Below are 25,428 nucleotides of genomic sequence, written 5' to 3'. Positions count from 1 at the left end.
CGATGGAGGTGACATCATGCGCCGTCCAGCCCTTCGTCATTTATTCCTTGCCTCGGGCCTTCTGGCCCTCACCCAGTTGATCAGCCCGACGGAGGCTTCAGCCGAAGCGCGGCTCGCGCTGGTGATCGGGCAATCCGCCTATCGCACCGTGCCGGAGCTGCCCAACGCCGCCAACGACGCCAAGGGCATGACGGAGCTGCTCGGCAATGCCGGCTTCACCGTCACCACGGCATCCAACCTCGCGCAGAACGAGATGCGTTCGGCGATCTCGGATTTCGCCGGCAAGGTCAGCGCCAGCGGCGCCGACACGGTGGCGCTGGTGTTCTATGCCGGCCACGGCCTTCAGATCGACGGCGAGAACTATCTCGTGCCTGTCGATCTCGATCCCAAGCGCGAGGCCGACATTCCGCTGCAGGGCGTGCGGCTGAACGATCTGCTCAACACGCTCGGCGCGCTGCCGACCAAGGCGCGCATCTTCATGCTGGATGCCTGCCGCAACAATCCGTTCCCCGCGCTCAGCGGCGCCGGCCACGGATTGGCCATCGTCGACACCAAGGCCGGCGCACCCGGCTCGTTCATCTCCTATTCAACCTCACCCGGCGCCGAAGCCGAGGACGGCACGGGCATCGACAGCCCCTACACCACGGCCGCACTGACCGTCGCCAAGCAGCCCAATCTGCCGATCGAGGAAGTGTTCAAGCGCATCCGCGTCGCGGTGGCGCAATCCACCGACGGCCGGCAGATCCCCTGGGAAAGCTCCTCGCTGACGACCGACTTCAAGTTCTTCGGTGGCGACAGCAGTAGCAGCACGCCGGCGCTTCCGGGGGCGTCGTCGATGGCGCTGGCCGGCGGCACGCGCAGCGTCGCGGACTGGCGCAAGGAGTTGCAGGGCAAGGACGCCAAAATTGCCTATGAGCTCGTGATCACCGACGACACTGTGGAGGCCTATCAGGCCTATATCGAGCTCTACACGCAGGACACCCGCACGCCGCGTCTGCGCACGGTGCTGGAGCGCCGGCGCCAGATGCTGGCCTGGGAACGCGCCACCGCGATCAACACCCGCGCGTCGTTCGAGGCCTATCTCAACAATTGGGACAACAGCGATCTCGCCGCGACCGCGCGCCGGCTGCTGCTCCGCGTGCAGAACCGCAACTACGCCTTGCCGGTTGCGGCTGCGGCGACCCCTGCTCCGGTCGCCGTCGCGCTGGCGCCGACCTGCCCGTGCTCGACGCCGACGCCGCCGGCCTCTCCGGTCAACCCGGCCGTCGCCCCCGTGATCAAGAAGCGCGTCGACGACACCCCGCCGAAGCGCAAGGTCGTCGACACGCCGCCGAAGCCGCGCCGTCCGCCGCCTGACGAAGTCGTCGTCTATGAGCGCGCTCCGCCTCCGCCGCCGCCCGTCGGTGTCGGCATCGGGATCGGAATTGGCATGGGTATGGGTATGGGTCATGGCGGTGGCGTCTACGGCGGCCCATCGCGCGGCGACTATGGCAACCGCGGCAGGTATTGAGGCCCCACCTCGCTTGCCTCTCGTGCCCCGAACGCTCGCAGCACGAAGTGATGCGCTGCAGAGCCGGGGCCCATCGGCAGCGCGTGGTGCCGCTTTCTGGGGCCCCGGCTCTGCGCAGCAACGCTGACGCGTTGCAGCGCGTCCGGGACACGAGAGCTGCGGAGACTGATCCGCTATCGTCTTCTGGAAATGCTGTAGTCTGACCGGCCACCGTCAGCCTTTTCCGGGGATTCCACATCGATGTCGCACGACGCGTCCGCCAAACACGCATGGCCTCTCTTCCGCTCGCTCGCCTCCTATTCCCTGCCCGGCGATCTCATGGCGGGGCTGACGCTGGCGGCGATTGCGATCCCGGAGCAGATGGCGACGGCGCGGCTCGGCGGCTTTGCGCCGCAGATCGGCTTCTTCGCCTTCATGGCGGGATCGCTCGGCTTTGCGCTGCTCGGGGGCAACCGCTTTTTGTCCTGCGGCGCCGATTCCACGATCACGCCGATCTTCGCCGGCGGGCTCGCCGCGCTGGCCACCGCGGGCACTCCGGAATATCAGGGGCTCGCGATTGCGCTGGCGCTGATGGTCGGGGCAATGATGCTCGCGGGCGGCGCCTTTCGTCTCGGCGGCATCGCCAACCTGTTGTCGGTGCCTGTCATGGTCGGCTTCCTCGCCGGCATCTCGGTCCACATCGTCGTCTCCCAATTGCCGGGCGTGCTGGGACTGGAATCGCCAAGCGGGCCGACGCTCGATCGCATCGGCGTACTGGCGAGCGAGATCGGACGCAGCAATCCCTTCGCGCTGTGCATCGGCTTTGGCGTGCTGGCGGTGGTCTTCATCTCCGAACAGATCAGCGCAAAGATTCCTGGCGCGCTGATCGGGCTCGTCGGCGCGACGCTGGCCACCATCGCGCTCGGCCTCGAGAGCAAGGGTGTTAACGTCGTTGGCAGCGTGCCCGGCACGCTGCCGCGGCCGACCTTGCCCGCGCTTGCGCCCGAGCTGTGGGTACGCCTCGTCCCGCTCGCCTTCGTCATCACCGTCGTGGTGATGGTGCAGACCGCCGCGACGACGCGCTCGTTCCCGTCCGATCCCGCCAAGCCCGCCGATGTCGACCGCGACTTCCTAGGCGCCGGCGCCGGCAGCGTGCTGTCCGGCCTGTTCGGCGCGTTTCCGGTCAATGCCAGCCCGCCGCGCACGGGCATCGTCGCGGAGACCGGCGGACAATCGCAGCTCGCGGGTCTTGCCGCTGCAGCGATCGTGCTGGCGTTGCTCGCGTTCGGCACCGGACTGCTGCGGCACGTGCCCGACGCCGCGCTCGGTGGCATCCTGCTGTTCGTGGCGCTGCGCATCGTCCGCGTCAAGCAGATCGTCACCATCTACAAACAATCCTTCAGCGAGTTCTTGCTGATCATTGCGACCGCGGCGCTGATCATCGTAGTGCCGATCCAGCAGGGCGCATTCCTCGGCATCGTGCTGTCGCTGCTGCACGGCATCTGGAGCACGACGCGCGCGAGGCTCGTCGAGTTCGAGCGCGTGCCGGGCACCACGATCTGGTGGCCGGCGCACCCGCACATCACCGGCGAGCGCATCAATGGCGTCGCCGTGATCGGGCTCCAGGCGCCGCTGTCCTTCCTCAACGCGTCGGACTTCCGCAGCGACGTGACCAAGGTGCTCGGCACGGCGGCACCGCAATTGCTGGTGCTGGAAGCGAGCGGCATGGTCGAGATCGACTTCACCGCGGCGCAGATCCTGCTCGAAATATTCAAGGCATGCGGCGAACAGGGCGTCACGGTGGCGCTGGCACGGCTGGAATCGGTGCGCGCGCAGGACGCGTTCGAGCGGTTCAGATTGTTCGATGTGCTGCCGAAGGAGCACGTCTTCCACAGCGTGGACGAGGCCGTGCGGAAACTGGCGAAGTAACCGCGGTCACTGCGCCAGTGTCGGATGATCCCGCTGCACCCTCTCGCGGATCCAGCCGGCGTGGATCGCGCGGAACAGGATCTGCGCGGTCTTGAGGTCGTTTGCCGTCATGCAGAGATCGACGATGTGATGGACCGCGTCGTCGCGCATCAGCGCGTCGGAGATCCTCATCGCGATCTCCATCGCGGTCTTGGCCGCGCGCTCGTAGCGCTGGTTTTCGTGCTTGTCGTTGCAGGCGGCGGCGCTCGGCGCCGCAGCCTCGCAAATGGTGCGGATGCGCGCGGCGGCCTCGATGTCGCCGAGCGGACCTTCGATCGGCTCATCCCAGATGTCTTGTCGCGTCTTGCGCGCGAACCAGCGCATTGCCCGCTCCGTTGGATGGAGCGAGCATAAACGCCGCTAACGCCGCGCGCTATGCCTCCGGCACGATCTTGCCGGGGTTGAAGATGTTTTGCGGATCGAGTGCCTTTTTCAGCGCACGCATCGCGTCCAGCGCCTCGGGGCCGAGCTCGGCCTTGAGATATTTCTGCTTGCCCTGGCCGATACCGTGCTCGCCGGTGCAGGTTCCGTCCATCGCCTGCGCGCGCTCGACAAGGCGATGCATGAACTCCTCGCCGCGCGCCATCTCGTCGGCATCGTTGGTGTCACACACCAGCGAGCAGTGGAAATTGCCGTCGCCGACATGACCGACGATCGGCGATAACAAATTGAGCCGCTTGAGGTCTTCCTCGGTCTCGCTGACGCAATCGGCCAGCCGCGAGATCGGCACGCAGACGTCGGTGGCGACCACGCCGATACTGTCGCCGGGGCGTAGCGCCTTGACGGACCAATAGGCGTCGTGCCGCGCCTGCCACAGTTTTGTGCGGTCCTCCGGCTTGGTGGTCCAGGAGAAATCGCCGCCGCCACACTCCCTGGCAATCTCACCGAAGGCCTTGGATTGCGCGTCGACTTCGATCTCGCTGCCGTGGAATTCCATCAGCAGCAGCGGCGTCTCCGGCAGCGTCAGCTTCGAATAGGCGTTGCACGCCTTCACCTGCGCCGTGTTCAGCAGCTCGATGCGCGCTACGGGAATGCCGGTCTGGATCGCCAGGATCACGGCCTGACACGCCCCGTGCACGGTCTCGAACGACACCGCGGCCGCAGCGATGGTCTCGGGGATGCCGCGCAGGCGGATGGTCAATTCGGAGATGATGCCGAGCGTGCCTTCGGCGCCGACGAACAGATGGGTGAGGTCGTAGCCCGCCGACGATTTCTTCGCGCGCGTGCCCGTGGTGATGATCTCGCCGTCGCCGCGCACCACCTTCAGCGCCAGCACGCTGTCGCGCATGGTGCCGTAGCGCACCGCGTTGGTGCCGGAGGCGCGGGTCGAAGCCATGCCGCCGAGCGAGGCGTCCGCGCCGGGATCGATCGGGAAGAACAGGCCCTGGTCGCGCAGATGCTCGTTGAGCGCCTTGCGAGTGACGCCGGGCTGGATCACGCAGTCGAGGTCCTCGGCGTGCACCGCCAGCACCTTGTTCATGTCGCGCAGATCGATCGAGATGCCGCCGGCGGGCGCGTTGACCTGGCCCTCGAGCGAGGTGCCGGTGCCGAAGGGAATGACGGGCACGCCGTTCCTGGCGCAGATCCGCACCACATCCTGGATGTCGGCGGTCTCCTGCGCCATCACCACGCCGTCGGGCGGCTGGTTGACGATCCACGTGGTGGTATGGCCGTGCTGCTCGCGGACGGCCTGCGAGGTGATCAGGCGGTTGCCGAAGCGTGCGGCAAGCTGCTCCAGCGCGCTTGCCAGGGCTTTCGGCGCCGGCCGCGGCGGATTATTGGTGATGGTCGTACCCACGGAAAATTCCTCCCGACGAGAAGAGACCGTGGCAAAGGACATCTAACCGGTCAAGTCAAGCGACCGGACGCATAGCAGGGAATGAAACATGCCGGAGAGTGCCGCCACAGCCCCGAACGCCGAACCATTCCGCAGCTCGATCATGCAGATCGAGCCGCAATGGATCGACTATAACGGCCATCTCAACATGGCCTATTACAACGTGATGTTCGATCGGGCGATCGACGAGCTCTGGCTCGAGCTCGGCATGGGGCCCACCTACAAGAAGGAACGCCACGGCTCGACCTTCACCGCCGAATGCCATGTGCGCTATCTGCGCGAGATCCACCTCGGCGATCCCGTCCAGATCCTGGTGTGGCTGCTGGAGGCCGACGACAAGCGGCTGCATACGTTCGAAGAGATGCGGCATGCGACCGAAGGCTGGCTGTCGGCCACCTCGGAGAACATGTCGCTGCACATGGACATGACGGCCCGGCGGGTAGGGCCGTTTCCGCCCGATGTTCGGGAGCGCGTCGTCGCGGTCACCAATGCCCACCGCGCCGTTGCACGGCCCGAGGGCATCGGCCGCAGCGTGGCGATGCCCTCGAAGAAGTCGTAGGTCAGGTCTGGTTGGTTGCTCGTGGTTCACCTCTCCCCGACGGGGAGAGGTCGGATTGCGGAAGCAATCCGGGTGAGGGGCCGCAGCGCTCACTGAGACTGTAACCCCTCACCCGGATCGCATCTTGCGATGCGATCCGACCTCTCCCTGCGGAAGAGGTGGACAGCGCTAGATCCTGCGGCCGCGGGCAAGGCCGACCACGGCCGAGACTAGGAACAGGACGATCGCGATGAAGAAGATGATCTTGGCGATTTCGATCGACGCGCCGGCGATGCCGCCGAAGCCCAGGATACCCGCGATCAATGCGATAACCAGAAACGTCACAACCCAGCTCAGCATGGCGAAACCTCTGTCTTGATGTCTGTCTGCGATCGACGCGGCTGGCGCGCCTCACTTGCCCAAACAATCCTCTGGCCGGAACATTGGTTCCGGCCAGCTGCGGCCGGAAATTCGCCTGTTCGACAGGAACAAATCGCCCCGTCGCGCACGTGGAAAACCCCTCGCCGCCGCCCCATATAGGCAGTAATCCCTGTTAAGAAGGCTCCCTTCCGCCACCCCGCGGTGCCATCGTGGGGCCAATGATTCGCATGACCGAGCCGAGCAAGATCACAGCCGTCCCCGACCACCAGCCCGCAGCCGGCGGCATCGCCGCGCGTGCGCGCGCCTCGGTGGGCCCGAAATACCTCACCGGGCTCAATCCCGAGCAGCGCGAGGCGGTCGAGACGCTGGACGGCCCGGTCCTGGTGCTGGCCGGCGCCGGCACCGGCAAGACGCGCGTGCTGACCACGCGCATCGCCCACATTTTGAGCCAGGGCCGCGCCCGCCCGGCCGAAATCCTGTCGGTGACCTTCACCAACAAGGCCGCGCGCGAGATGAAGCACCGGCTCGGCCAGATGCTCGGTCACGCCGTTGAAGGCATGCCGTGGCTCGGCACCTTCCACTCCATCGGCGGCCGCATCCTGCGTTTCCATGCCGAACTGGCGCAGCTCAAGTCGAACTTCACGGTGCTCGATACCGATGATCAGGTGCGCCTGCTCAAGCAGCTGCTGCAGGCCGAGAACATCGATGACAAGCGCTGGCCCGCGCGCATGCTGGCGGGCCTGATCGACGGTTGGAAGAACCGCGGCCTGGCACCGTCACAGGTGCCGTCCGGCGAAGCCGCGATGTTTGCCAACGGCAAGGGCGGCAAGCTCTATGCGAGCTACCAGGAGCGGCTGAAGATTCTCAACGCCGCCGATTTCGGCGACCTGCTGTTGGAGAACATCCGCATCTTCCGCGAGCACCCCGATATTTTGCGGCAGTACCAGCAGCGCTTCAAATACATCCTGGTGGACGAATATCAGGACACCAACGTCGCGCAATATCTGTGGCTGCGGCTGCTGTCGCAGGCGCCGTCCTTCGCCTCTCCCCGCGTGCGGGGAGAGGCCGCATCGCAAAGCGATGCGGGTGAGGGGGACTCTCCAAGCACCGAACTCGTGGAGAGTCCCCCTCATCCCGACCTTCTCCCCGCAAGCGGGGAGAAGGAGAAGACACCCCACGTCAAGAACATCTGCTGCGTCGGCGACGACGACCAGTCGATCTATGGCTGGCGCGGCGCCGAGGTCGACAACATCCTGCGCTTCGAGCACGACTTTCCCGGCGCGAAGGTCATCCGCCTCGAGCGCAACTATCGCTCGACCGGCCATATCCTCGCCGCCGCCTCGCACCTGATCGCGCACAATGAAGGCCGGCTCGGCAAGACGCTGCGCACCGAGGACCATGACGGCGAGAAGGTCACGGTCACGGGCTCGTGGGATTCCGAAGAGGAAGCCCGCGGCATCGGCGAGGAGATCGAGCAGCTGCAGCGCCAGGGCGAGAAGCTCAATGAGATCGCCATTCTGGTGCGTGCCTCCTACCAGATGCGCGAATTCGAAGACCGTTTCGTCACGCTCGGCCTGCCCTATCGCGTCATCGGCGGCCCGCGCTTCTACGAGCGCGCCGAAATCCGCGACGCGCTGGCCTATCTGCGCGTGATCAATTCACCGGCCGACGACCTCGCCTTCGAGCGCATCGTCAACACGCCCAAGCGCGGCCTGGGCGATGCCACCGTACAGATGCTGCACGACCACGCCCGCAAGCGCCGCATTCCGCTGTTCGAGGCGGCGCGTGCCGTGGTCGAGACCGACGAGCTGAAGCCGAAGGCGCGCGGCTCCTTGCGCGATCTCGTCGCGCAGTTCGACCGCTGGCGCGCCCAGCGCGAGGTCACCGCGCATACGGATCTCGCCCAGATCGTGCTCGACGAGAGCGGCTACACCGAGATGTGGCAGAAGGACCGTTCGGCCGACGCTGCGGGCCGGCTGGAGAACCTGAAAGAACTCGTGCGCTCGATGGAGGAGTTCGAGAACCTGCAGGGTTTCCTGGAACACATTTCCCTCGTGATGGACCGCGAGGGCGGCGCCGAGGACGACGCGGTGTCGCTGATGACGCTGCATTCGGCCAAGGGCCTCGAATTCGACAACGTGTTCCTGCCCGGCTGGGAGGAAGGCCTGTTTCCGAGCCAGCGCACGCTGGACGAACAGGGCCGCGCCGGCCTTGAGGAAGAGCGCCGGCTCGGCCATGTCGGCCTGACCCGCGCCCGCCGCCGCGCCATGATCTATTTTGCGACCAACCGGCGCATCCACGGCACCTGGTCGACCACGATCCCGTCGCGCTTCCTTGACGAATTGCCGGCGGCCAATGTCGAGATCACGGAATCCAAGGGCGGCTCCGCCTGGGGCGGCACCGGCGGCTACGGCGCCTCGCGCTTCGACGACATGGAGGCGTTCGGCTCGACCTATTCGACGCCGGGCTGGCAGCGCGCCCAGGCAAGCCGAGAAGCCAACCGCAACCGCGGCGGCGGCCGCAACGGTGGTGGCAGCGGCGGCTTCGAGGAAGAGGCCGCGACGTTCTCCTCATCATCCGGGCCCGATTTCGGCAGCTTCTCCTCGCGCCGGCGCGGCCCGCTGACGATCGAAGGTGAGCTGGTCGCCAAATCGACCGGCACCACCTCGGAATTCTCGCTCGAAGACCGCGTATTCCACCAGAAATTCGGCTACGGCCACGTCACCAAGGTCGACGGCAATAAGCTCACCATCCATTTCGACAAGGCCGGTGAGAAGAAGGTCGTGGATAGCTTCGTGCAGCGGGCGTGACGGCGGCCTATGCCTCAATACGTTGCCATCATCGAGGACACGGACCCGGACGCCGTCAGTCTGTGGTTTCCGGATCTGCCCGGCTGCATCTCCGGCGGTGACGACATCGACGAGGCGCTGGAGAGCGCGCCCGATGCACTCGAATTCTACGCGCAGGAGCTGGCCGAGGACGGCCGGCAGCTTCCCCCGCCCCGGACACTGGACGAACTCAAGGCCAATCCGGAATTTGCCGACGACCTCCGGAAGCACACCGCCGTCCTGATCGAATGGCCGCCCCGCGAAGACGGCGAGGAGTGAGGACTGTTCGCCGCACTCGGCGGACCATCGACGGTTCTGGCCCGAACAGCCCTTGACCACCGCGAACTTCCCCGTATCAGATGCAGCCATGGTCCGGGGCATCACACTGATCTTGCTGGCATTGGTCATGCCGTCGCTTGCGGCGGCGGAGACCATGAGCTTTGGCGATTCGATCGGAAAGCTCGCGGCGAGTTGCGGCGCGGAAATCGTCGCCAATTGCCGCGGCGTCAATCCGGACTCCACCCGCCTGAAGGAGTGCCTGTCGCGCAACCGCGACGTGCTGTCGCCGCAATGCGCGAGCGACTATCTCGGCGTCTTCGACGCCATCCAGAAGCGCGTCGCCGCGCGCGTCACGGTGGCGAACGCCTGCCAGCGTGAGATCGTCAAGGTCTGCGGCGGCTCGACCAAGGAGACCAGCAAGTCGATCCCCTGTCTGGTCTCGACGCCCAAGGGCATCAGCAACAACTGCCTCAAGGCCGTCGACGACGCGGGGTATCGCTGATGCGGGCGACCAGAATTGCCATCACGCTTGGCCTTGTGCTGCTCGCGGGCGCGGCCGGCGCGCAGACGGCGGCGCCGACCCGCGACGACATCGTCGGCAAGCTCAACCATTTCGAACAGGCCGCCGAGATCGACCTTCCCGCGCTGAAGACGCAGGTGATGGAGCGCGCCAAGGCCAGGATCAAGAACGATCCGGGTCCCGTGAATCGTCCGCTGATCGCGCCTGATCTCGCGAACCTGCCCGCCTTCACCGCGCAGATCCAGTTCGACGCCGACACCCCGATCATCCAGCCGGCCTCCTACCAGACCGTCGGCCGCATCGCCGACGCACTGGTTCATTCCTCGCTGCTGCCCTACACGTTCCTGATCGTCGGCCATGTCGAATCCAATTCGAAGACGCGCGAGGCCAATGCGATCCTGAGCCAGCGCCGGGCCGACGCCATCCGCGACGTGCTGGTGAACACCTTCAAGATCTCGACCAAGCGGCTGCATCCGATCGGCCTCGGCGAGGAGCAGTTTCTCGACCGCGCGAAGCCGACCTCGGCCGTCAACGGCCAGCTGCAGATCCTGACCTATGCCAAGGTGCCCGAGGAAGCACCTGCGCATCCGGCTGCCGCCCCTGCGCCTGCGACGAAAAAGCCTGCCAGGAAGCGGTGAGCATCCGCCCCTCGGCGTCGGGCGGAACCCTTTGAAGTTCTGACCGTTTTGTGACCTTGTCTCACAGCGCGACAGCACGGTTTCGCGCGACACTCGCGCCGGTTTGTGCACTGCCCTGTCCGGTGCTATAGCCACTGTTCGTCGTCCCCGAACGCAATGCACGAGACCGAGATGGGTGGCTATTTTCAACGCCAACTAGCTGTTTATGTTGAATACCATCGCGATCCCCGGAACACGGCGATGCATGTGATCGGTATCCTCCTGCTCTTTACCGGGGCCGTCCTGCCGCTGACGCTGGTGAAGGTGCCGTTGTTCGGATTCGAGTTCAGCCTGGCCGTGCTGCTGGCCTTGCCGGTGCTGGTCTATTGGCTGCTGCTGGACGTGCCGCTCGGGATCGGCATTCTGGCGGTCTCCATCGTGCTGTTCTCGATCGCGACGACCATTGCCGCAGAGGTCAGCACCGTCATGTTGTGGGCGATTTTCGCCGCATTGGTCGCGCTCGGCGTCGCCGCGCAGACCATCGGCCACAAGGTTTTTGAGGGGCGCGAAGCCTCGTTGTTCACCTTTCCGTCGCACCTTTTGCTCGGACCGATGTTTGTCATGGCGAAATTGTTCATTGCGCTGGGTTTCCGCCGCGACCTTGCCGTGATTCTCGCGCCTCTTCCGACCAATTCCCTTTCAACCCGATAGCTCCAGAAGCGAAACAGCAAACCTTCTTCATGGCTCTCGTACTGGTTACCGGTGGCAGCGGTTTCATCGGACATCACCTCGTAGAAGCGCTCCGCGCCCGTGGGCAGCGGGTACGCGTTCTCGATGTGCGTCCGCCGGCTGCGGCCAATGCCGACGTCGAATATGTCCATGGCTCGGTGCTGGACAGCGCCGCGGTCGATGCTGCGATTGCGGGTGTCGATCAGGTCTATCATCTCGCCGGCCTGCCCGGCATGTGGGTGGCCAACAAGCAGGACTTTCACGAGGTCAATTGCCGCGGCACCGAAATCGTGCTCGGCGCCGCGATGACGCGCGGCGTGTCGCGCTTCCTGCATTGCTCGACGGAATCGATCCTGTTCCCCTATTCCGACCTGGGCGGCGTTCCCGCCGAGGAGGCGCTCCAGCCGGCCGATGCGATGCCCGGCGCCTATACACGCTCGAAATCACTGGCCGAGCATCATGCCGCGAAGGCGGCGGCCGCGGGCTTCCCGCTCGTGATCGGCACGCCGACCATGCCGATCGGCGCCGCCGACCATAATCTGACGCCGCCGACCGCGATGCTCTGGTACTTCCTCCAGAAGAAGGTGCAGCCGCATCTCAACTTCCTGGTCAACCTCGTCGACGTCCGCGACGTCGCGATGGGCCTCGTGCTGACCATGGAGCGCGGCCGCCTCGGCCAGCGCTACATCCTCGGCGGCGACTGCGTTCCGCTCGGCGACATCCTGCGGATGATGTCGGCGATGAGCGGCCGCCGCCAGTTCCCGGTCGTGGTGCCCGGCCGGATCGCGGAGCTCTCCGCGATCATGCTCGAATACATCTCCGACCACGTCACGCACCGGCCGCCGAACGGCACCGCCGAAGGCGTGCGCATCGCGCTCGCCGCGAGCGACCTTTCGATCGGCAAGGCCCGCAACGAGCTCGGCTACGCACCGCGTCCGATCGAGCCGGTCTTGCGCGAAACCATCACCCATCTGCTCGCCCGCAACGGCCAGCAGCCCTCTGGCGCCATCGAGCAGCACGCGCTGTCCTCGCGCGCGAGCTGACGCCGCCGCCCAACGCAAAGAACCTTCATGTCCTTCGATTTCAGCAAGCTTCTCTCCGTCGCCTGGGGCGGCTGGACCACGACGTGGCCGACCGAACTGCTGGCCCTGATCTGGCTCGCCTTCCTCGCCAGCTGGGTCGGCGCCTCGTTCTGGCAGGGACGGACCAAGAAGCAGGTCATGACGCTGGAGTCGCAGCGCTATCGCCTGCCGATCCTGGTTGGCGGCATCCTGTACACGCCGTTCATTGCGGAGATCCTGGGCTGGAAGCCACTCTGGGTGCTCGGCAACACCGGCATCGCCGTTGCTGCCGTCCTCTCCATCGCCGGCATCGCCTTCGCCTGGTGGGGCAGGCTGCATCTCGGAAAGTTCTGGTCCAACACCATTACCCACAAGGAAGACCACCGCGTCATCGACACCGGCCCCTATGGCATCGTGCGGCACCCGATCTACACCGGGCTGATCTTCGGCATGCTCGTGACCGGCGTTGCGATCGGCCTGGTGACGACGATCCTCGGCGCCATCCTGATCTCGCTCGGCATGTGGCAGAAGGGACGGATGGAAGAGGTGTTCCTGTCCAAGGAGCTCGGCGAGGACGCCTACGGCGCCTATTGCCGCCGCGTGCCGATGATCATCCCGTTCACCTCGCCGCGGTGACTGTGTAGCTCTTCGCCTCACGGGTGTCCCGGACGCGCTGCAGCGTGCAACGCTGCTGCGCAGAGCCGGGACCCAGAGACAAAGCATTGCATCGCTGTGAGATGGGCCCCGGCTCTGCGGCGCACCGGGAAGACGCGCTGCGCCGCGTCTGGGGCATGAGAGCGTGGTTTGACGCGCCCAGGAACCACCGCTCCGCTCGTCCGTTAGCCACCCGACACCTGCATCGACCGCAGAGCATCGAGCCATGTCGGACGCCTACGATTATTTCCGCGCGCATGCGATCGCCGCCATCCGCAAGGCACGGGCACTGCCGCCCGGTCGGCCGAAGCAGAAGCAGCGGACCGTGGCGCGGGTCTATCATCTGCTGTCGAGGGAGGCCGCGCTGGCGCCGAACGTCCATCATCTCGACGATTTTCGCGCGGCGCGGCGGCTGGAGCGGCAGATCGGCCGCTGATCTCCTCTCCATGCAAATTTGGTCGGGTGCCATTCCCGCGGAATAGGCCCTCGCGGCACACCACGCAGGTTGACGTCTGCCTCGTCAGCCAGTTGGATGCGCGCGCAAACAGGGGCCCTTCATGACGTTTTCCAGCATCTTCGCGCAGTTCGTCGCATTCATCGGCGGCATCGCGCTGCAATGGCGCAAGTTGACGGGCACCGAGTTCGCGCCCGCCTGGGGCCAGACCCCCGCCATCCCCGAAGCCAAGCCGCAAGGCGCCATTCCGACGCTGAAGATGCCGACCGCGCGCGGCTGGAGCGCGGGCCACAAGCCGACCACGGCGCCCGGGCTCAAGGTCAATGCATTCGCAACCGGCCTCGACCATCCGCGCTGGATCGAGGTGCTGCCGAATGGCGACGTGCTGATCGCGGAGGCGACGCAGATCGCAGGTGCCCCGCGCAGCGTGTTTCACTACGCCATGCAGGCGACGATGCGCCGCGCCGCCGCGCTCGGCGTCTCCGCCAATCGCATCACGCTGTTGCGAGACAAGGACGGTGACGGCGTCGCCGAAGTGCGCGGCGCCTTCATGGAGAATCTCAACCAGCCATTCGGCATGGCGCTGGTTGGCGACACGTTTTACGTCGGCAACACCGACGGCGTGATGGCCTTCCCTTACAGCGCGGGCGCCGACCGCATCACCGCGCCGGGCAAGCGGCTGACGACGTTCAAGCCGGCCGGCCACTGGACGCGCAGCCTGCTCGCGAGCCCCGACGGCAACAAGCTCTATGCCGGCGTCGGCTCGCTCAGCAACATCGCCGAGATGGGCATGGAGGTCGAGGAAGGCCGCGCCGCGGTGTACGAGCTCGATCTTGTCGCGGGCACGCATCGCATTTTCGGCGCCGGCCTGCGCAATCCGGTCGGGCTTGCGTGGGAGCCAACGACGGGTGTGCTCTGGACCGTCGTCAACGAGCGCGACGGGCTCGGCGACGAGACGCCGCCGGACTATCTCACCTCGGTGCGCGACGGCGGCTTCTACGGCTGGCCCTATTGCTACTGGGGCAAGACGGTGGACGACCGCGTGCCGCAGGATCCGGCAATGGTCGCCAAGGCGATTCAACCGGACTACGCGCTCGGCGGCCATACCGCCTCGCTCGGCCTGTGCTGGATGCCCGCAGGCACCCTGCCCGGCTTCGGCGATGGCATGGTGATCGGCCAGCACGGGTCGTGGAATCGCAGCAAGCTGTCGGGCTACAAGCTGGTGTTCATCCCGTTCGCGAACGGCAAGCCGTCCGGCCCCGGTCGCGACATTCTGTCGGGCTTCCTGTCCCCGGACGAGAAGGAATCCTACGGCCGCCCCGTCGGCGTCGTGATCGGCCCCGACAAGAAGTCGCTGCTGATGGCCGACGACGTCGGCAACGTGATCTGGCGCGTGACGGGGGCGTAAGACGAGATAGCGCCACGACGGGCGATCGCATACGTAATCCGTCATCCTGAGGTGCGAGTGATGGGGCGCAGAGCGCCCCATCGGAAGCCTCGAAGGATGTGCGGCCCCGATGCAGCCGGGCCCTCGCCCTTCGAGGCTCGCCGAAGAGGCGAGCGCCTCCAGCGACAACGGCTTCGCCGTTGCGCGGGGGTGACGGTGATAGAGCGCCTCCGCCCATCACGTCCCCACACACAGCGTGGCGCGCTGCTTCTTCAGCAGCGCGATCACCGACAGCGCCGTGATCAGGCCGGTCTTGGGATTTTCCGACGGGATGTTCTCGATCGACATCGAGAAGCGGGCCGAATCCGCCTCGACCTCGATGCGGTGAACGTTGCGCGTCACGGTCGGGTCGGCCCAGATCTGCACCATGGTGCGGTCTGGCCCGACGCCGGCCAGCGACAGCGCGACGGCAACGTTCAGATTTGCCGGAAAGCCTTTCGCCGCCTCACGCGCCGTGCCCTCGAACAATTTGAGCGGCTCGCGCAGACTGTCGATGTCGATCCCGTTCTGGACAATGAACGGCGCGCCCTTGAGCCCGTCGATCGGCTTGCGCGTCACCATCTTCACAGAATGGATGGTCCCGACCGCTGCGGCGTTGACGGCGTCGAGCCCGATCAGTGCGCCCGTGGGCACGAGGATGCGCCCGCCATTGGCGCGGGCGAGATCGACCAGATCGAAATTGTCGAGCAGGCCGCCGACGCTGACCACCACGGCAGCCTTGCCACGCTTCACCGCAGGCTCGACAATCGCGCGCAGCTGGCTGGTCGGCGCGCACTCGACCACGATGTCGGCGGCATCGCCGAGCTGGTCGAGCGGCAGGATCTTCGGCTGATGGCGCAGGCCGTTGATGAAGCCCTGATGCTTGACGGGATCGCGCATGGCCACGGCCGAGAGCTTCAGTCCCTCGATGCCCTGATCGAGCGCGGTCGCGATCTTGGCGCCGATCGAGCCCAGCCCGGCGATGGCCACCCGCAATTCACCCGAAGCATTCCGATCGGTCATCATCTTCCACCTTCTGTCCAGACCAGTGTCATAGCCGCTCACGCCTCCCGCGCATAGCTGCGCAGGCGCGCCTCCAGCACCGCCAGCATGGCATCGCGGGCCGGATCACGCGAGCCGCGCAGCCAGGCCGCCGCCAGCGGCAATCGCCCGACGGGCCCGCTCTGTTTCGGCCGCAGCGGCACGAAGTGCACACCCGTCACCGCCATCCGCGTGGTCCAGCGCGGCACGATGGCAACGCCGAGCTTGGTTGCGACGAGGTTGATGATGGTCTGCTTCTCGTCGGCGACCTGCACGATGCGCGGCGTGAAGCCGGCCTGCTCGAACAGTTTCATCGTGAGATCGTGGCTGTGCGGCCGCGAGCGGCGGTCCGGCACCAGCATCGCCTCCTCCGCAATCTGCGCCAATGTGATCGACCTGCGCTCGGCCAGCGCGTGCCCCCGCGGAAAGGCCACAATAGCGGTCTCCTGCAGCAGGTCGCGGAATTCGAGCCGCTTGTCCGGCTGCACCGGCGGGCGAACGAAAGCGAGATCGAGCGCGCCGGTCAAGATCTTCGGCAGCAGCCGGACCGTCTTGTCCTCGAGCAGTTGCACCGCGATGTCGGGATGCCTGTCGCGGAAATCGCGCAGCAGCGGCGGCAACAGACCGGCCGCCGCGCTGTCGATGGCGCCGACCCGGAGCCGCCGCGCGGCGCCCGCACGCGAGCGATTACGTAAGTTGTTCTCGACCGCCTCGACCCTGGCGAGGATGGCGCGGGCATCGCGCAGCAGCGTCGTGCCGTCGTCGGTGAGCGACACCGCGCGCGTCGTTCGCGCGAACAGCCGCGTGCCCAGATCCTCCTCCAGCAGCCTGATCTGCCGCCCGAGCGCGGACGGCAGCATCTGGAGCTGCTGCGCCGCATGGCCGAAATGCAGCTGCTCGGCCGCCGCTACGAAGCATCTGAGCTGATGCAATTCCATTTGCCATTCTCTCGTCTTTCGCGTCCGTGATTATATCATTTTTTTGTATAAACCAGCACCAATTGAGTATGCCTCCCGCCTAGGCCTAGGCTTGCCGCCTCACAACAACAAACCGGTGCTTTGGGGAGGCGAGGATGGCGAGCGAGATTCAGACGCGCGTGCTGCGCAAGATCACTTGGCGCATCGTTCCCTTCATCATGCTGCTGTACTTCGTGGCCTTCATCGACCGCGTCAATATCGGCTTCGCCTCGCTGACGATGAACAAGGACATCGGCTTGTCGCCCACGGTCTATGGTTTTGGCGCCGGCATCTTCTTCTGGGGCTATTTCCTGTTCGAGGTGCCCTCCAACATCATCCTGCACAAGGTCGGGGCGCGGATCTGGATCGCGCGGGTGATGATCACCTGGGGCATCGTCTCTGCCGCGATGGCATTCGTGCAGGGCGCGACCAGCTTCTACGCCCTGCGTTTCCTGCTCGGCGTCGCCGAAGCCGGCTTCTTTCCCGGCGTCATCCTCTACCTCTCCTACTGGTTCCCGGCACGCCAGCGCGCGGCGGTGACCGCATTGTTCATGGCGGCAGCCCCGCTCTCGACCGTGCTGGGCTCGCCGATCTCGGGCGCTCTGCTGGAGATGGACGGCCTGTTCGGCTTCAAGGGCTGGCAATGGCTGTTCATGCTGGAAGCGCTGCCGGCCGTGCTGCTCGGATTCGTCGTGCTCGTCTTCCTCACCGATCGCCCGGAAAAAGCAAAATGGCTTGCGGACGACGAGCGCCGCTGGCTGGTCGAGACCATGAACATCGAGACCACCAGCAAGGCTGCGACCGCGAGCCACAGCATCTGGCGCGGGCTTGCCGATCCGCGTGTGCTGGCACTGTCGCTGATCTATTTCGGCACCTCGGCCGGCCTCTACACGCTCGGCGTCTGGGCACCGCAGATCATCAAGCAGTTCGGCCTGTCCTCGCTTCAGGTCGGCTTCCTCAACGCGCTGCCGGCAACCGCCGCGGTCGTCGCCATGATCCTGTGGGCGCGCCATTCGGACCGCACCGGCGAGCGCACCTGGCACGTCGTCTGGGCCTGCCTGATCGCCGCCGCGGGCCTCGCCTATGCCGGCCTTGCAACCGGCGTGGTCGCGGTACTGGTCGCCCTCGCGCTGGTCAATATCGGCATCTCCTCGGCAAAGCCGCCGCTGTGGAGCATGCCGACGCTGTTCCTGTCAGGCCCCGCGGCGGCGGCCGGCATCGCCACCATCAACTCGATCGGCAATCTCGGCGGCTTCGTCGGTCCCGCCATCATCGGCTGGATCAAGGACCAGACCGGCAGCTTCGTCGGCGGTCTCTATTTCGTCAGCGGGCTCTTGGTTCTCTCCGCGATGCTGACCCTGCTATTGTCCCGCGCGAAAATCGCGCCCGTCGAACCCATCCCGCAATCCCGCTGATCTCTCACACGGAGCCTTCCCATGCGTACCCACTCGATCGCAGCCATTCCCGCCGACGGCATCGGCCCTGAGGTGATCTCGGCCGGTGTCCGCGTGCTGGAGGCGCTGGCCAAGCGCAGCGGCGACATCGCGTTCAATGTCAAGACCTTCGACTGGGGCTCGGACTATTACAAGAAGCACGGCGTGATGATGCCGGCGGACGGCCTCGCCGAGCTCAAGAAATTCGACGCGATCTATTTCGGCGCCGTCGGCGCGCCTGACGTGCCCGACCACATCACGCTGTGGGGCCTGCGCCTGCCGATCTGCCAGGGTTTTGACCAATACGCCAATGTGCGGCCGACCAAGATCCTGCCGGGCGTCGCCTCGCCGCTGCGCAATGTCGGCGTCGGCGATCTCGACTGGGTGATCGTGCGCGAGAATTCGGAAGGCGAATATGCCGGCATGGGCGGCCGCGCGCACAAGGGCCTGCCGGAAGAGGTCGGCACCGAAGTCGCGGTGTTTACCCGGGTCGGCGTCACCCGCATCATGCGCTATGCGTTCCAGCTCGCGCAGTCGCGCCCGCGAAAATTCCTGACCGTGGTGACCAAGTCGAACGCGCAGCGCCACGGCATGGTGATGTGGGACGAGATCGCCGCCGAAGTCGCGACCGAATTCCCCGACGTGACCTGGGACAAGATGCTGGTCGACGCCATGACCGTGCGCATGACGCTGCACCCGAACAGCCTCGACACCATCGTTGCGACGAACCTGCACGCCGACATCCTCTCGGATCTCGCCGGCGCGCTGGCCGGCAGCCTCGGCGTGGCGCCGACCGGCAATATCGATCCGCAGCGCCGCTTCCCCTCGATGTTCGAGCCGATCCACGGCTCGGCCTTCGACATCACCGGCAAGGGCATCGCCAACCCGGTCGCGACCTTCTGGACCGGCGCGCAGATGCTGGAGCATCTCGGCGAGAAGGACGCAGCGGTGCGGCTGATGAAGGCCGTCGAACGGGTCTGTGCCGCTGGCGTGCTGACGCCCGATGTCGGCGGCAAGGCGACGACGAAGGAAGTCACCGATGCCGTGATCGACGCGATCCACGGATCGAATGTTTAGGGGCTGAATGATTCCGGCACCGCGAACGCGAGCATCGTTCGCCGGGTTTACCACGGCGGGGCTCAGAAAAATTTCAGCCCCCCTCTTGAAACCAGAATCGTGTTTTTTTATTTTTTCGTGGCTGCCGAGAGGTGGCATTCCCCACGCCTGACGGGTCGGGAAAACATTGAGACGGGCACCGGTCGTGTCCGGTGCCGCTCGTATCCATTTTGCTCCTTGGAGGATTTGGCTATGCGCACTTACGATTTCTCTCCGCTCTGGCGTTCGACCATCGGCTTCGATCGCCTCTTCGACCTCGTTGAGACGGCACAGCGTGCCGGCGAGGACAATTATCCCCCCTACAACATCGAGCGTGTCAGCGACGATCGCTACCAGATTTCGCTGGCGATTGCAGGCTTTTCGCCCGACGAGATATCGGTGACGGCCGAGCAGAACGCTGTGACCGTCGAGGGGCACAAGGCCGACAAAACCGAGCGCGAATATCTCTATCGGGGCATTTCCGCGCGTCCGTTCAAGCGGCAGTTCAACCTCGCCGACTATGTCCAGGTGAAGAGCGCCGCGTTCGAGAACGGCCTGCTGAAGATCGAGCTGATCCGGGAAATCCCCGATGCCATGAAGCCGCGGCGAATCCCCATCAACCATGGCGCGCCTGCCGGCAGCGTGCATCAGCTCGAGAGCAAGGCCGCCTGAACTTCGTTGATCGGAGGGCTCGGTACTCCCGCCCGGTCGCCGGGCGGGATCTGTCCTGGCCGTCCATGTCGTGCCGTATTGCGAACCAGAGGTTTAGCGAAAGGAGAAGGGGACCTCTCATGATCGATCATGCCGACAACATCATCGACCTGAACGCGATATTGCATCCCGGCTCCGTCTACGATCATCCGCGCGACGTCGTGGCGGAGCCGGATTTGTCGATCGGCGAGAAGCGCGCGATCCTGGCATCCTGGGCCTCGGACGCAGCCAGAATCGCCTCAAACCCGGCGTCGAGAGAACTCCCCGGTTCGGACAAGGCGGTCACCATCGACGAAGTTCTCGAAGCCCTCGCTTTGCTCGATCACCATCCGAAGGGACCGCCCGGTGGCAAGCCGGTCCGCATCAGATCCGTCTCGCGAACCAGCCTCGCAGCCTAGCCAATCACTCAGCCGGTCACGACGATGATTGACGACCAACTCGCCCTGTTGTGCGCGCACCGCAGCAATATCGGCCGCTACCGGCGCTTGCTCAAGACCGAACTGACCAAGTTCGAGCGGCGGTTCATCGAGCGGCGCCTGTCGGAAGAGCGCGCCGCGATCGAAAAACTCTCGGCCTCCACCTTTCCGCTCGCCTTCAAAACTCCGAACACGGCGATCGGGAATACAACTGCGCTCCAGACCGCGAGCGCCCAGGGCTGACTGAGATGTCAGATAGCTTCCCCACATTCGAAGTGTTTTTGAAAAGGTGCGGGCGAAGGACATGGCGGTGGCGTGTTTGCTCGACGGAAGGACGCCTCGTTATGCAAGGGTCCGAAAATGGCCGGCCCGCTGCCAAATACGCCGCTGAGAGGGCCTTGTTTCTGACGCTTCTCACTGCGCCCTATCAACCTGCGGGCCAAGCCTCTGCGGCTCGATCCACCCCGGTGGCATCTGCATCGAGATGGTTGCCGCGGCATCCGTAAGGCCAGCCAGGCATGGGAGGCGTCTTATCGTCGCCCCTGCGGCACCGCCATCGCGGCCGCCGGCTCGGGCGGGGTCAGATGGCGCGGAACGATGATGGACTGGCCGGGGGTGAGCGGCGCGTTCTCCGCGAGCGAGTTGCTCTGCGCGAGCGTCCACAGCGGCACGCGGTTGGCTGCGGCAATGCTCTCCATGGTGTCGCCGCGGCGCACCGGCACCCGCACGCCGCTGTCCCACAATTCGACCAGCGTATCGCCGGGCACGAGATAGCGCAGCGGCACGGCATCGTCCTGGCTCTGCGCGGGGATGCGCGGCAGCTGCGTCACCATCTCGACAATCTGGCGGTGGATGTCGTCGGACTTCTCGATGTTGATGTGCGAGACGCGGCTGTTCTCCTTCAGGTCGTAGCTCGCGTAATGGCCGCGAAAGCCCGGCACGGCCACGACATCGCCGCCGCCGAGCACGCTGTCGGACAGGAAGATGTTGATGAAGCGTTCGACATTGAGCGGCACGTCACCGGTCGCATGCGCGGGGTCGATCGCGATGACGAGGCTGATCGGGATGTTCTCCTTCGCTGCCATCTCGGAGATGACGATCGAGCACAACCCGCCCATGGAATGGCCGATCAGCACGATCGGCGCCGGGCTTTCCTTGTAGCTGGCGATGGCACGATCACCGATCCACCGGCAGATGGTGAATTCATAGACGTTGGCCGAGAAGCCCGCTTTCGTCAGCTTCTCTTCGAGCCGGTCCATGCCGGTCGAGAAGATCGGTCCCATGGCGCCGCGGAACAGGTAGATCTTTGGCGGCGGCAGCGGCTCGACTGGAGCAGCAGGCGGCGGCGCAGGGGTCGCGACCGCCGTGCGCTTGGACTTGGCAGGTGAGGCAACGGCCATGCCGGGGCCCAGGGCGAGCAGCACAAGCGCTGCCAGCGCGACGACTCGCCTCAAATCAAGCATCAGTCCAGCAGTCCCATCACGGGAGAAAAAGGTCCCCTCGGGGCTTAGTGACCGCCGATTGGGTGGATTTTGGGGCACGGAACCGGGCCCGCGCCGCCCATCGAGCCATTGCATCCGGCATCAACTGAACGGAACCCACGACTGGGCTTCGCAGGCCTCGACGATCACCGAGCCCTGGATCCCCTTGTAGGCATCATCGTCGAAGAACACCGAATAGGCAGGGGCTGAGGGCCGAGCTTGCCTCACGCAGGCGAAATATGACCCCGGCCCGTGGTCGGTCGGACGGACGGCTGTCGTCTCGAGTGCTCCGGTCAGCTTGGCCTCAGCGGCTCCTTTCTTGATGCCGTCTTGCACCGCCTTCGCGCTCGGCGCGTGCGTAGGCTGATAGGCAGGTGGCGGATCCCCGCTCAATGCACATCCCGCGAGCAGGAGCGTCAGGACGACAGCCAGAGACCGGCCGAAGGCGGACCTTCGGTGCCCATACCGCGCCAGCTCATATCGTGGAGACATCGACTTGTCTTTCGGCGCCGGGCGCCTCACCCCAAGGTCAGAAAGACGCGGACGCAGCCCGCGACGGTGGCCAGCAACACGCCTACAGCCGTCATCCCCAATCCAGGCTCAAGCATTCCGTCCTTCTCGACCATCTCACCCCGCAACGGCGGATTATCACATAGGTCGGTCTAATAATCACTTTCACACCGGGACGTCACATCAAGCCTGCGTGGCTCCCACACGGCGATGTGAACACCCCGCTCGCGGGGCCAACAAAGCAGGCGTTGATTGAGGAGCACATACACCGACTGAAGCAAGTTCAGCGGCATCTCCCGCGGCTGCTCGGCGCGGATCTCCCTCACTGCCTGCTCTTGAGCCTCTCGCGATGCGCCGCCTGCTTGGCGCGGTTGCCGCAGATCGCCATGACGCACCATCGGCGCGCGCGCCTGCGGGTGTGGTCGGCGAAGAGCATGGTGCAGTTGTGGCCCTCGCAGGCCTTCACGTCCGTAAAATCTTCCTCGCAGACGAATTTCGCCATCGCCTCGCCGACTGGCAGCAGCAATGCTTCGGGCGATCGCCACCGCCGCTTCCTTTGCAGTGACAGGGGGCGGCGATCGCCGGGGCCGGCTTCGATCCGACCGAAGGTGTCGTCGCATTCCAACAAACTGTTCAATGGACCGAGCTCGCTGAGAGCCGCCGCCGAGAGCGGATGGCCAGCATGCTTGCGAACGAAGCCCCTGAACCATTCGCGCAAGCGGCGCGCCTGATCGGCGACCGCATCCAGCTCGGCCGGCGTCGCGCGCGCCTTCAATGCGTGCAGCTCCTCCGCGGGCACCAGCTTCGCCTGGGCCAGCCAGTCGATCAGGCCATCGCCATCGGCGAGCCAATCGACGGGCGTGTCGACCGGCGTCGCCACCGAATTGAGGAAATCGAGGCCGGGGGCATCGGCGATGAACATGGCGGGCGGGCGATCCATGAGCGGTCCCTTGGGAACTGACGCGGTTTTAGTAACCTGTAAACCGGCTATTGACAAGTTACCTTGCGGCCGCATAACCTGATTATCGGATTTAACAGGTTACATCCAGATGGAGACGAACATGGCGCCCGCCACCTATCGCACTGCAGACGCCGATGGCTTCAAGGTGTTCTATCGGGAGGCTGGCCTTGCCGGCGCGCCAAAGCTCCTGCTGCTGCACGGCTTCCCGAGTGCCGGCCACATGTTCCGTGACCTGATCCCGCTGCTGGCCGACAGGTTTCACATCGTGGCGCCGGACCTGCCCGGCTTCGGCCAGTCCGACATGCCTTCGCGCGAAACCTTCCGTTACACTTTCGATAATATCGCACGCGTGATCGAGCGCTTCACCGAAGTGATCGGCTTCGACCGCTTCGCGATCTACGTCTTCGACTACGGCGCCCCGACCGGTTTCCGGCTCGCGCTCAACCACCCCGAGCGGATCACGGCGATCATCTCGCAGAACGGCAACGCCTATGAGGATGGCCTCAGCGACGGCTGGACTCCGATCAAGGCCTATTGGCAGGACCCGTCACCGGCCAATCGCGAGGCGCTGCGCGGCTTCCTCACGCCGGAGGCGACACGCTGGCAGTACACGCATGGCGTCCCCGATCCGACGACGGTGTCACCGGACGGCCAGAACCTCGACAATTTCTATCTGGCGCGTCCGGGCTCGGACGACGTGCAGCTCGACCTGTTCGGCGACTACAAGAGCAACGTCGCGCTCTATCCCGCCTTCCAGGACTATTTCCGCAAGCACAAGCCGCCGTTCCTCGCGGCTTGGGGCAAGAACGACCCGTTCTTCATCCCGCCAGGCGCCGAAGCCTTCAAGCGCGACAATCCCAATGCGGTGGTGCAGTTCTTCGACACCGGCCATTTCGCGCTGGAGACGCATGCACGTGAAATCGCGGATGCCATTCGCGCATTCTTGAGGTGACCTATGCCACCGGCTCGCAAACGCCGGTAGCATCCGCTCTCATTGTCTGCCGGTGCTCGCGGAAGGCGCTGATCGCCATGTGCACGAGATGCAGCTTGCCCTTCACCGCGGGTGATATGTCGAACGGATAAGCGTCGCTCATCCCGAGGGAGCGGTTGAGTTCGTTGATGCCGCGAGAGAGCGGCGCCCACAGGGACAGCAGCGCTTCGAAGTCGCTCTCGAGATAAGGATCGGTCAGGGTCTGCCGGGCGCGCTCATCGAGGGAGAGCGGAAGACCCGCAACTGAATCGAGCGCGGAGACGATGTGAAGAAAATGCGCAAATGTCTCGGCCCAATCCTCCCAAGGATGGGACGTCGCGTATTCGCTGATGAATCCGGTCCGATCATAGGAGCGATCGACGCGGCCATGGTAGCTCCTGAGCGCAGCCTGGTAGTCATCCGTCTCGTCCCCGAAGATCAGCCTGAACGGTGCCTGCAACGTCGTCCCATGAACGAGAACGTCCCAATAAAAGTGACCGATCTCGTGCCGGAAATGCCCCAGCAGGGTGCGGTAAGGTTCGCGAAAGGCCACGCGGCGCTGCTCGCGTTCGACGTCGTCCGCTTCGGCAAGGTTCAGCGTGATGAGGCCGAAAAGATGGCCGGTCAGAATGGGACTGACCTCATCTGACAGGATATCAAAGGCCAGAAGCGAACCCGCTGGCGAAACCAGCGGCAAGCGCAGCCGGGCGAGATCGTAGACGAGGCGACGCTTGGCTTGCTCTACGCGGCGCCAGAGCATGACGTTTCTGGCACTGTCGAGGTTCGGTATGGTTCGGGTCAAACGGCAGGAGCGGCAATAGCCGTTCGGCCCCTCCGCAATCCAGTTGCAGCCGATGATCTCACGATTCCAGCAGGGTTGCGGGGCAGAAAGGCGCTCTTCCATCTTCAGATGGGAAGCATCAAAAATCAACTCGTGACCGCAACGAGCGCAGGCAACATGCTCAAACAATACGGCATGCCTGCATAAGGGGCAGAGAAATTCTCGCATGTTTGCAGTCCTACCGTCGTCTCGCAGCCGCGCGTGCTGGAGCACAGGTCACGCCACAACGAAA

Annotated in this window: 26 protein-coding genes; 18 read left to right on the top strand and 8 right to left on the bottom strand. The window is 65.2% G+C overall.

Going from position 1 to position 25,428, the window contains the following annotated elements; all coding sequences use genetic code 11:
- Window positions 1-16 precede the first annotated feature (16 nt).
- Entirely contained in the window at window positions 17-1,510 is a 1,494-nt protein-coding gene (locus HYH08_RS13285; RefSeq protein WP_220010253.1) for a caspase family protein, read from the top strand.
- Window positions 1,511-1,750: 240 nt separating this feature from the next.
- Window positions 1,751-3,418, top strand: a complete 1,668-nt coding sequence (locus HYH08_RS13280) for a SulP family inorganic anion transporter (protein WP_220010252.1) — start codon at window positions 1,751-1,753, stop codon at window positions 3,416-3,418.
- Between the two features lie 6 nt (window positions 3,419-3,424).
- Here HYH08_RS13280 and HYH08_RS13275 read toward each other — a convergent pair whose 3' ends face one another.
- Both HYH08_RS13275 and HYH08_RS13270 read right to left on the bottom strand, forming a co-directional pair.
- Window positions 3,425-3,781 (bottom strand): hypothetical protein, encoded by a 357-nt coding sequence (locus HYH08_RS13275; protein ID WP_220010251.1) that lies wholly within the window; start codon window positions 3,779-3,781, stop codon window positions 3,425-3,427.
- 49 nt (window positions 3,782-3,830) lie between these two features.
- Window positions 3,831-5,255 carry an FAD-binding oxidoreductase gene (locus HYH08_RS13270; RefSeq protein WP_220010250.1) on the bottom strand — a complete coding sequence of 475 codons (1,425 nt, stop codon included), beginning with the start codon at window positions 5,253-5,255 and terminating at the stop codon, window positions 3,831-3,833.
- An 88-nt stretch (window positions 5,256-5,343) separates the two neighbouring features.
- On the opposite strand from HYH08_RS13270, the gene HYH08_RS13265 reads away from it, so the two are divergent.
- A complete protein-coding gene (locus tag HYH08_RS13265) occupies window positions 5,344-5,853 on the top strand; it encodes a thioesterase family protein (RefSeq protein ID WP_220010249.1) in 510 nt (169 codons plus the stop codon).
- Between the two features lie 168 nt (window positions 5,854-6,021).
- Here the strand turns inward: HYH08_RS13265 and HYH08_RS13260 are convergent, their stop codons facing one another.
- Entirely contained in the window at window positions 6,022-6,192 is a 171-nt protein-coding gene (locus tag HYH08_RS13260; RefSeq protein WP_129272547.1) for a DUF1328 domain-containing protein, read from the bottom strand.
- 239 nt (window positions 6,193-6,431) lie between these two features.
- On the opposite strand from HYH08_RS13260, the gene HYH08_RS13255 reads away from it, so the two are divergent.
- From HYH08_RS13255 to HYH08_RS13215, 9 genes are all read left to right on the top strand, one after another.
- The gene (locus HYH08_RS13255; protein ID WP_220010248.1) at window positions 6,432-9,023 is read left to right on the top strand and encodes an ATP-dependent helicase; all 2,592 of its coding nucleotides are present in this window, start codon (window positions 6,432-6,434) and stop codon (window positions 9,021-9,023) included.
- A gap of 9 nt (window positions 9,024-9,032) precedes the next feature.
- A complete protein-coding gene (locus HYH08_RS13250) occupies window positions 9,033-9,320 on the top strand; it encodes a type II toxin-antitoxin system HicB family antitoxin (protein ID WP_220010247.1) in 288 nt (95 codons plus the stop codon).
- Window positions 9,321-9,408: 88 nt separating this feature from the next.
- Window positions 9,409-9,822: a hypothetical protein gene (locus HYH08_RS13245; protein WP_220010246.1), complete on the top strand. Its 414-nt coding sequence runs from the start codon at window positions 9,409-9,411 to the stop codon at window positions 9,820-9,822.
- On the top strand, window positions 9,822-10,478 hold the full coding sequence (locus tag HYH08_RS13240; protein ID WP_220010245.1) for an OmpA family protein: 657 nt from the start codon (window positions 9,822-9,824) through the stop codon (window positions 10,476-10,478). The genes HYH08_RS13245 and HYH08_RS13240 overlap by 1 nt, the downstream gene beginning before the upstream one ends.
- A gap of 171 nt (window positions 10,479-10,649) precedes the next feature.
- Window positions 10,650-11,168, top strand: a complete 519-nt coding sequence (locus HYH08_RS13235) for an Mpo1 family 2-hydroxy fatty acid dioxygenase (protein WP_220010244.1) — start codon at window positions 10,650-10,652, stop codon at window positions 11,166-11,168.
- Window positions 11,169-11,197: 29 nt separating this feature from the next.
- The gene (locus tag HYH08_RS13230; RefSeq protein ID WP_220010243.1) at window positions 11,198-12,229 is read left to right on the top strand and encodes an NAD-dependent epimerase/dehydratase family protein; all 1,032 of its coding nucleotides are present in this window, start codon (window positions 11,198-11,200) and stop codon (window positions 12,227-12,229) included.
- A 27-nt stretch (window positions 12,230-12,256) separates the two neighbouring features.
- The gene (locus tag HYH08_RS13225; protein ID WP_220010242.1) at window positions 12,257-12,883 is read left to right on the top strand and encodes a methyltransferase family protein; all 627 of its coding nucleotides are present in this window, start codon (window positions 12,257-12,259) and stop codon (window positions 12,881-12,883) included.
- 244 nt (window positions 12,884-13,127) lie between these two features.
- Entirely contained in the window at window positions 13,128-13,337 is a 210-nt protein-coding gene (locus HYH08_RS13220) for a hypothetical protein (RefSeq protein WP_220010241.1), read from the top strand.
- Window positions 13,338-13,458: 121 nt separating this feature from the next.
- A complete protein-coding gene (locus HYH08_RS13215; protein WP_220010240.1) occupies window positions 13,459-14,763 on the top strand; it encodes a PQQ-dependent sugar dehydrogenase in 1,305 nt (434 codons plus the stop codon).
- 216 nt (window positions 14,764-14,979) lie between these two features.
- Here HYH08_RS13215 and HYH08_RS13210 read toward each other — a convergent pair whose 3' ends face one another.
- Together HYH08_RS13210 and HYH08_RS13205 are read right to left on the bottom strand one after the other, a co-directional pair.
- Window positions 14,980-15,804, bottom strand: a complete 825-nt coding sequence (locus HYH08_RS13210; protein ID WP_220010413.1) for an aspartate dehydrogenase — start codon at window positions 15,802-15,804, stop codon at window positions 14,980-14,982.
- A gap of 38 nt (window positions 15,805-15,842) precedes the next feature.
- On the bottom strand, window positions 15,843-16,760 hold the full coding sequence (locus HYH08_RS13205; protein WP_220010239.1) for a LysR family transcriptional regulator: 918 nt from the start codon (window positions 16,758-16,760) through the stop codon (window positions 15,843-15,845).
- A gap of 134 nt (window positions 16,761-16,894) precedes the next feature.
- Here HYH08_RS13205 and HYH08_RS13200 point away from each other — a divergent pair, with 134 nt between their 5' ends.
- The 5 genes from HYH08_RS13200 (at window position 16,895) to HYH08_RS13180 (ending at window position 20,676) form a co-directional block, all read left to right on the top strand.
- Window positions 16,895-18,193, top strand: a complete 1,299-nt coding sequence (locus tag HYH08_RS13200; protein WP_220010238.1) for an MFS transporter — start codon at window positions 16,895-16,897, stop codon at window positions 18,191-18,193.
- A gap of 21 nt (window positions 18,194-18,214) precedes the next feature.
- Window positions 18,215-19,288 (top strand): tartrate dehydrogenase, encoded by a 1,074-nt coding sequence (locus HYH08_RS13195; protein ID WP_220010237.1) that lies wholly within the window; start codon window positions 18,215-18,217, stop codon window positions 19,286-19,288.
- Window positions 19,289-19,519: 231 nt separating this feature from the next.
- Complete coding sequence (hspD, locus tag HYH08_RS13190) at window positions 19,520-19,978, top strand: small heat shock protein HspD (RefSeq protein ID WP_220010236.1); 459 nt, start codon at window positions 19,520-19,522, stop codon at window positions 19,976-19,978.
- A 119-nt stretch (window positions 19,979-20,097) separates the two neighbouring features.
- On the top strand, window positions 20,098-20,415 hold the full coding sequence (locus HYH08_RS13185) for a hypothetical protein (protein ID WP_220010235.1): 318 nt from the start codon (window positions 20,098-20,100) through the stop codon (window positions 20,413-20,415).
- A 24-nt stretch (window positions 20,416-20,439) separates the two neighbouring features.
- On the top strand, window positions 20,440-20,676 hold the full coding sequence (locus HYH08_RS13180; RefSeq protein WP_220010234.1) for a hypothetical protein: 237 nt from the start codon (window positions 20,440-20,442) through the stop codon (window positions 20,674-20,676).
- Window positions 20,677-20,963: 287 nt separating this feature from the next.
- On the opposite strand, the gene HYH08_RS13175 is transcribed toward HYH08_RS13180, so the two are convergent.
- Together HYH08_RS13175 and HYH08_RS13170 are read right to left on the bottom strand one after the other, a co-directional pair.
- Window positions 20,964-21,896, bottom strand: coding sequence for a LysM peptidoglycan-binding domain-containing protein (locus HYH08_RS13175; protein WP_220010233.1), 933 nt, complete (start codon window positions 21,894-21,896; stop codon window positions 20,964-20,966).
- 850 nt (window positions 21,897-22,746) lie between these two features.
- Window positions 22,747-23,364: a CGNR zinc finger domain-containing protein gene (locus tag HYH08_RS13170; protein ID WP_220010412.1), complete on the bottom strand. Its 618-nt coding sequence runs from the start codon at window positions 23,362-23,364 to the stop codon at window positions 22,747-22,749.
- 121 nt (window positions 23,365-23,485) lie between these two features.
- On the opposite strand from HYH08_RS13170, the gene HYH08_RS13165 reads away from it, so the two are divergent.
- Window positions 23,486-24,337: an alpha/beta fold hydrolase gene (locus HYH08_RS13165; protein WP_220010232.1), complete on the top strand. Its 852-nt coding sequence runs from the start codon at window positions 23,486-23,488 to the stop codon at window positions 24,335-24,337.
- 1 nt (window position 24,338) lies between these two features.
- Here HYH08_RS13165 and HYH08_RS13160 read toward each other — a convergent pair whose 3' ends face one another.
- A complete protein-coding gene (locus HYH08_RS13160) occupies window positions 24,339-25,364 on the bottom strand; it encodes a zinc-binding metallopeptidase family protein (protein WP_220010231.1) in 1,026 nt (341 codons plus the stop codon).
- Window positions 25,365-25,428 lie beyond the last annotated feature (64 nt).

This window comes from Bradyrhizobium sp. BR 10289 (genome assembly GCF_019455385.1).
GTDB lineage: Bacteria > Pseudomonadota > Alphaproteobacteria > Rhizobiales > Xanthobacteraceae > Bradyrhizobium.
The sequence above is the reverse complement of the archived record's forward strand: the minus strand, read 5'-3'. Positions and strand labels throughout refer to the sequence as shown.

What these genes read in the sequence shown, in the direction of transcription:
- HYH08_RS13235 (WP_220010244.1), top strand. Translation starts at nt 10,650, where the DNA reads ATGGGTGGCTATTTTCAACGCCAACTAGCTGTTTATGTTGAATACCAT.
- HYH08_RS13240 (WP_220010245.1), top strand. Translation starts at nt 9,822, where the DNA reads ATGCGGGCGACCAGAATTGCCATCACGCTTGGCCTTGTGCTGCTCGCG.
- HYH08_RS13200 (WP_220010238.1), top strand. Translation starts at nt 16,895, where the DNA reads ATGGCGAGCGAGATTCAGACGCGCGTGCTGCGCAAGATCACTTGGCGC.
- hspD (WP_220010236.1), top strand. Translation starts at nt 19,520, where the DNA reads ATGCGCACTTACGATTTCTCTCCGCTCTGGCGTTCGACCATCGGCTTC.
- HYH08_RS13265 (WP_220010249.1), top strand. Translation starts at nt 5,344, where the DNA reads ATGCCGGAGAGTGCCGCCACAGCCCCGAACGCCGAACCATTCCGCAGC.
- HYH08_RS13195 (WP_220010237.1), top strand. Translation starts at nt 18,215, where the DNA reads ATGCGTACCCACTCGATCGCAGCCATTCCCGCCGACGGCATCGGCCCT.
- HYH08_RS13255 (WP_220010248.1), top strand. Translation starts at nt 6,432, where the DNA reads ATGATTCGCATGACCGAGCCGAGCAAGATCACAGCCGTCCCCGACCAC.
- HYH08_RS13285 (WP_220010253.1), top strand. Translation starts at nt 17, where the DNA reads ATGCGCCGTCCAGCCCTTCGTCATTTATTCCTTGCCTCGGGCCTTCTG.
- HYH08_RS13230 (WP_220010243.1), top strand. Translation starts at nt 11,198, where the DNA reads ATGGCTCTCGTACTGGTTACCGGTGGCAGCGGTTTCATCGGACATCAC.
- HYH08_RS13205 (WP_220010239.1), bottom strand. Translation starts at nt 16,760, where the DNA reads ATGGAATTGCATCAGCTCAGATGCTTCGTAGCGGCGGCCGAGCAGCTG.
- HYH08_RS13245 (WP_220010246.1), top strand. Translation starts at nt 9,409, where the DNA reads ATGGTCCGGGGCATCACACTGATCTTGCTGGCATTGGTCATGCCGTCG.
- HYH08_RS13275 (WP_220010251.1), bottom strand. Translation starts at nt 3,781, where the DNA reads ATGCGCTGGTTCGCGCGCAAGACGCGACAAGACATCTGGGATGAGCCG.
- HYH08_RS13180 (WP_220010234.1), top strand. Translation starts at nt 20,440, where the DNA reads ATGATTGACGACCAACTCGCCCTGTTGTGCGCGCACCGCAGCAATATC.
- HYH08_RS13260 (WP_129272547.1), bottom strand. Translation starts at nt 6,192, where the DNA reads ATGCTGAGCTGGGTTGTGACGTTTCTGGTTATCGCATTGATCGCGGGT.
- HYH08_RS13185 (WP_220010235.1), top strand. Translation starts at nt 20,098, where the DNA reads ATGATCGATCATGCCGACAACATCATCGACCTGAACGCGATATTGCAT.
- HYH08_RS13170 (WP_220010412.1), bottom strand. Translation starts at nt 23,364, where the DNA reads ATGGATCGCCCGCCCGCCATGTTCATCGCCGATGCCCCCGGCCTCGAT.
- HYH08_RS13220 (WP_220010241.1), top strand. Translation starts at nt 13,128, where the DNA reads ATGTCGGACGCCTACGATTATTTCCGCGCGCATGCGATCGCCGCCATC.
- HYH08_RS13250 (WP_220010247.1), top strand. Translation starts at nt 9,033, where the DNA reads ATGCCTCAATACGTTGCCATCATCGAGGACACGGACCCGGACGCCGTC.
- HYH08_RS13225 (WP_220010242.1), top strand. Translation starts at nt 12,257, where the DNA reads ATGTCCTTCGATTTCAGCAAGCTTCTCTCCGTCGCCTGGGGCGGCTGG.
- HYH08_RS13280 (WP_220010252.1), top strand. Translation starts at nt 1,751, where the DNA reads ATGTCGCACGACGCGTCCGCCAAACACGCATGGCCTCTCTTCCGCTCG.
- HYH08_RS13210 (WP_220010413.1), bottom strand. Translation starts at nt 15,804, where the DNA reads ATGACCGATCGGAATGCTTCGGGTGAATTGCGGGTGGCCATCGCCGGG.
- HYH08_RS13165 (WP_220010232.1), top strand. Translation starts at nt 23,486, where the DNA reads ATGGCGCCCGCCACCTATCGCACTGCAGACGCCGATGGCTTCAAGGTG.
- HYH08_RS13160 (WP_220010231.1), bottom strand. Translation starts at nt 25,364, where the DNA reads ATGCGAGAATTTCTCTGCCCCTTATGCAGGCATGCCGTATTGTTTGAG.
- HYH08_RS13215 (WP_220010240.1), top strand. Translation starts at nt 13,459, where the DNA reads ATGACGTTTTCCAGCATCTTCGCGCAGTTCGTCGCATTCATCGGCGGC.
- HYH08_RS13175 (WP_220010233.1), bottom strand. Translation starts at nt 21,896, where the DNA reads ATGCTTGATTTGAGGCGAGTCGTCGCGCTGGCAGCGCTTGTGCTGCTC.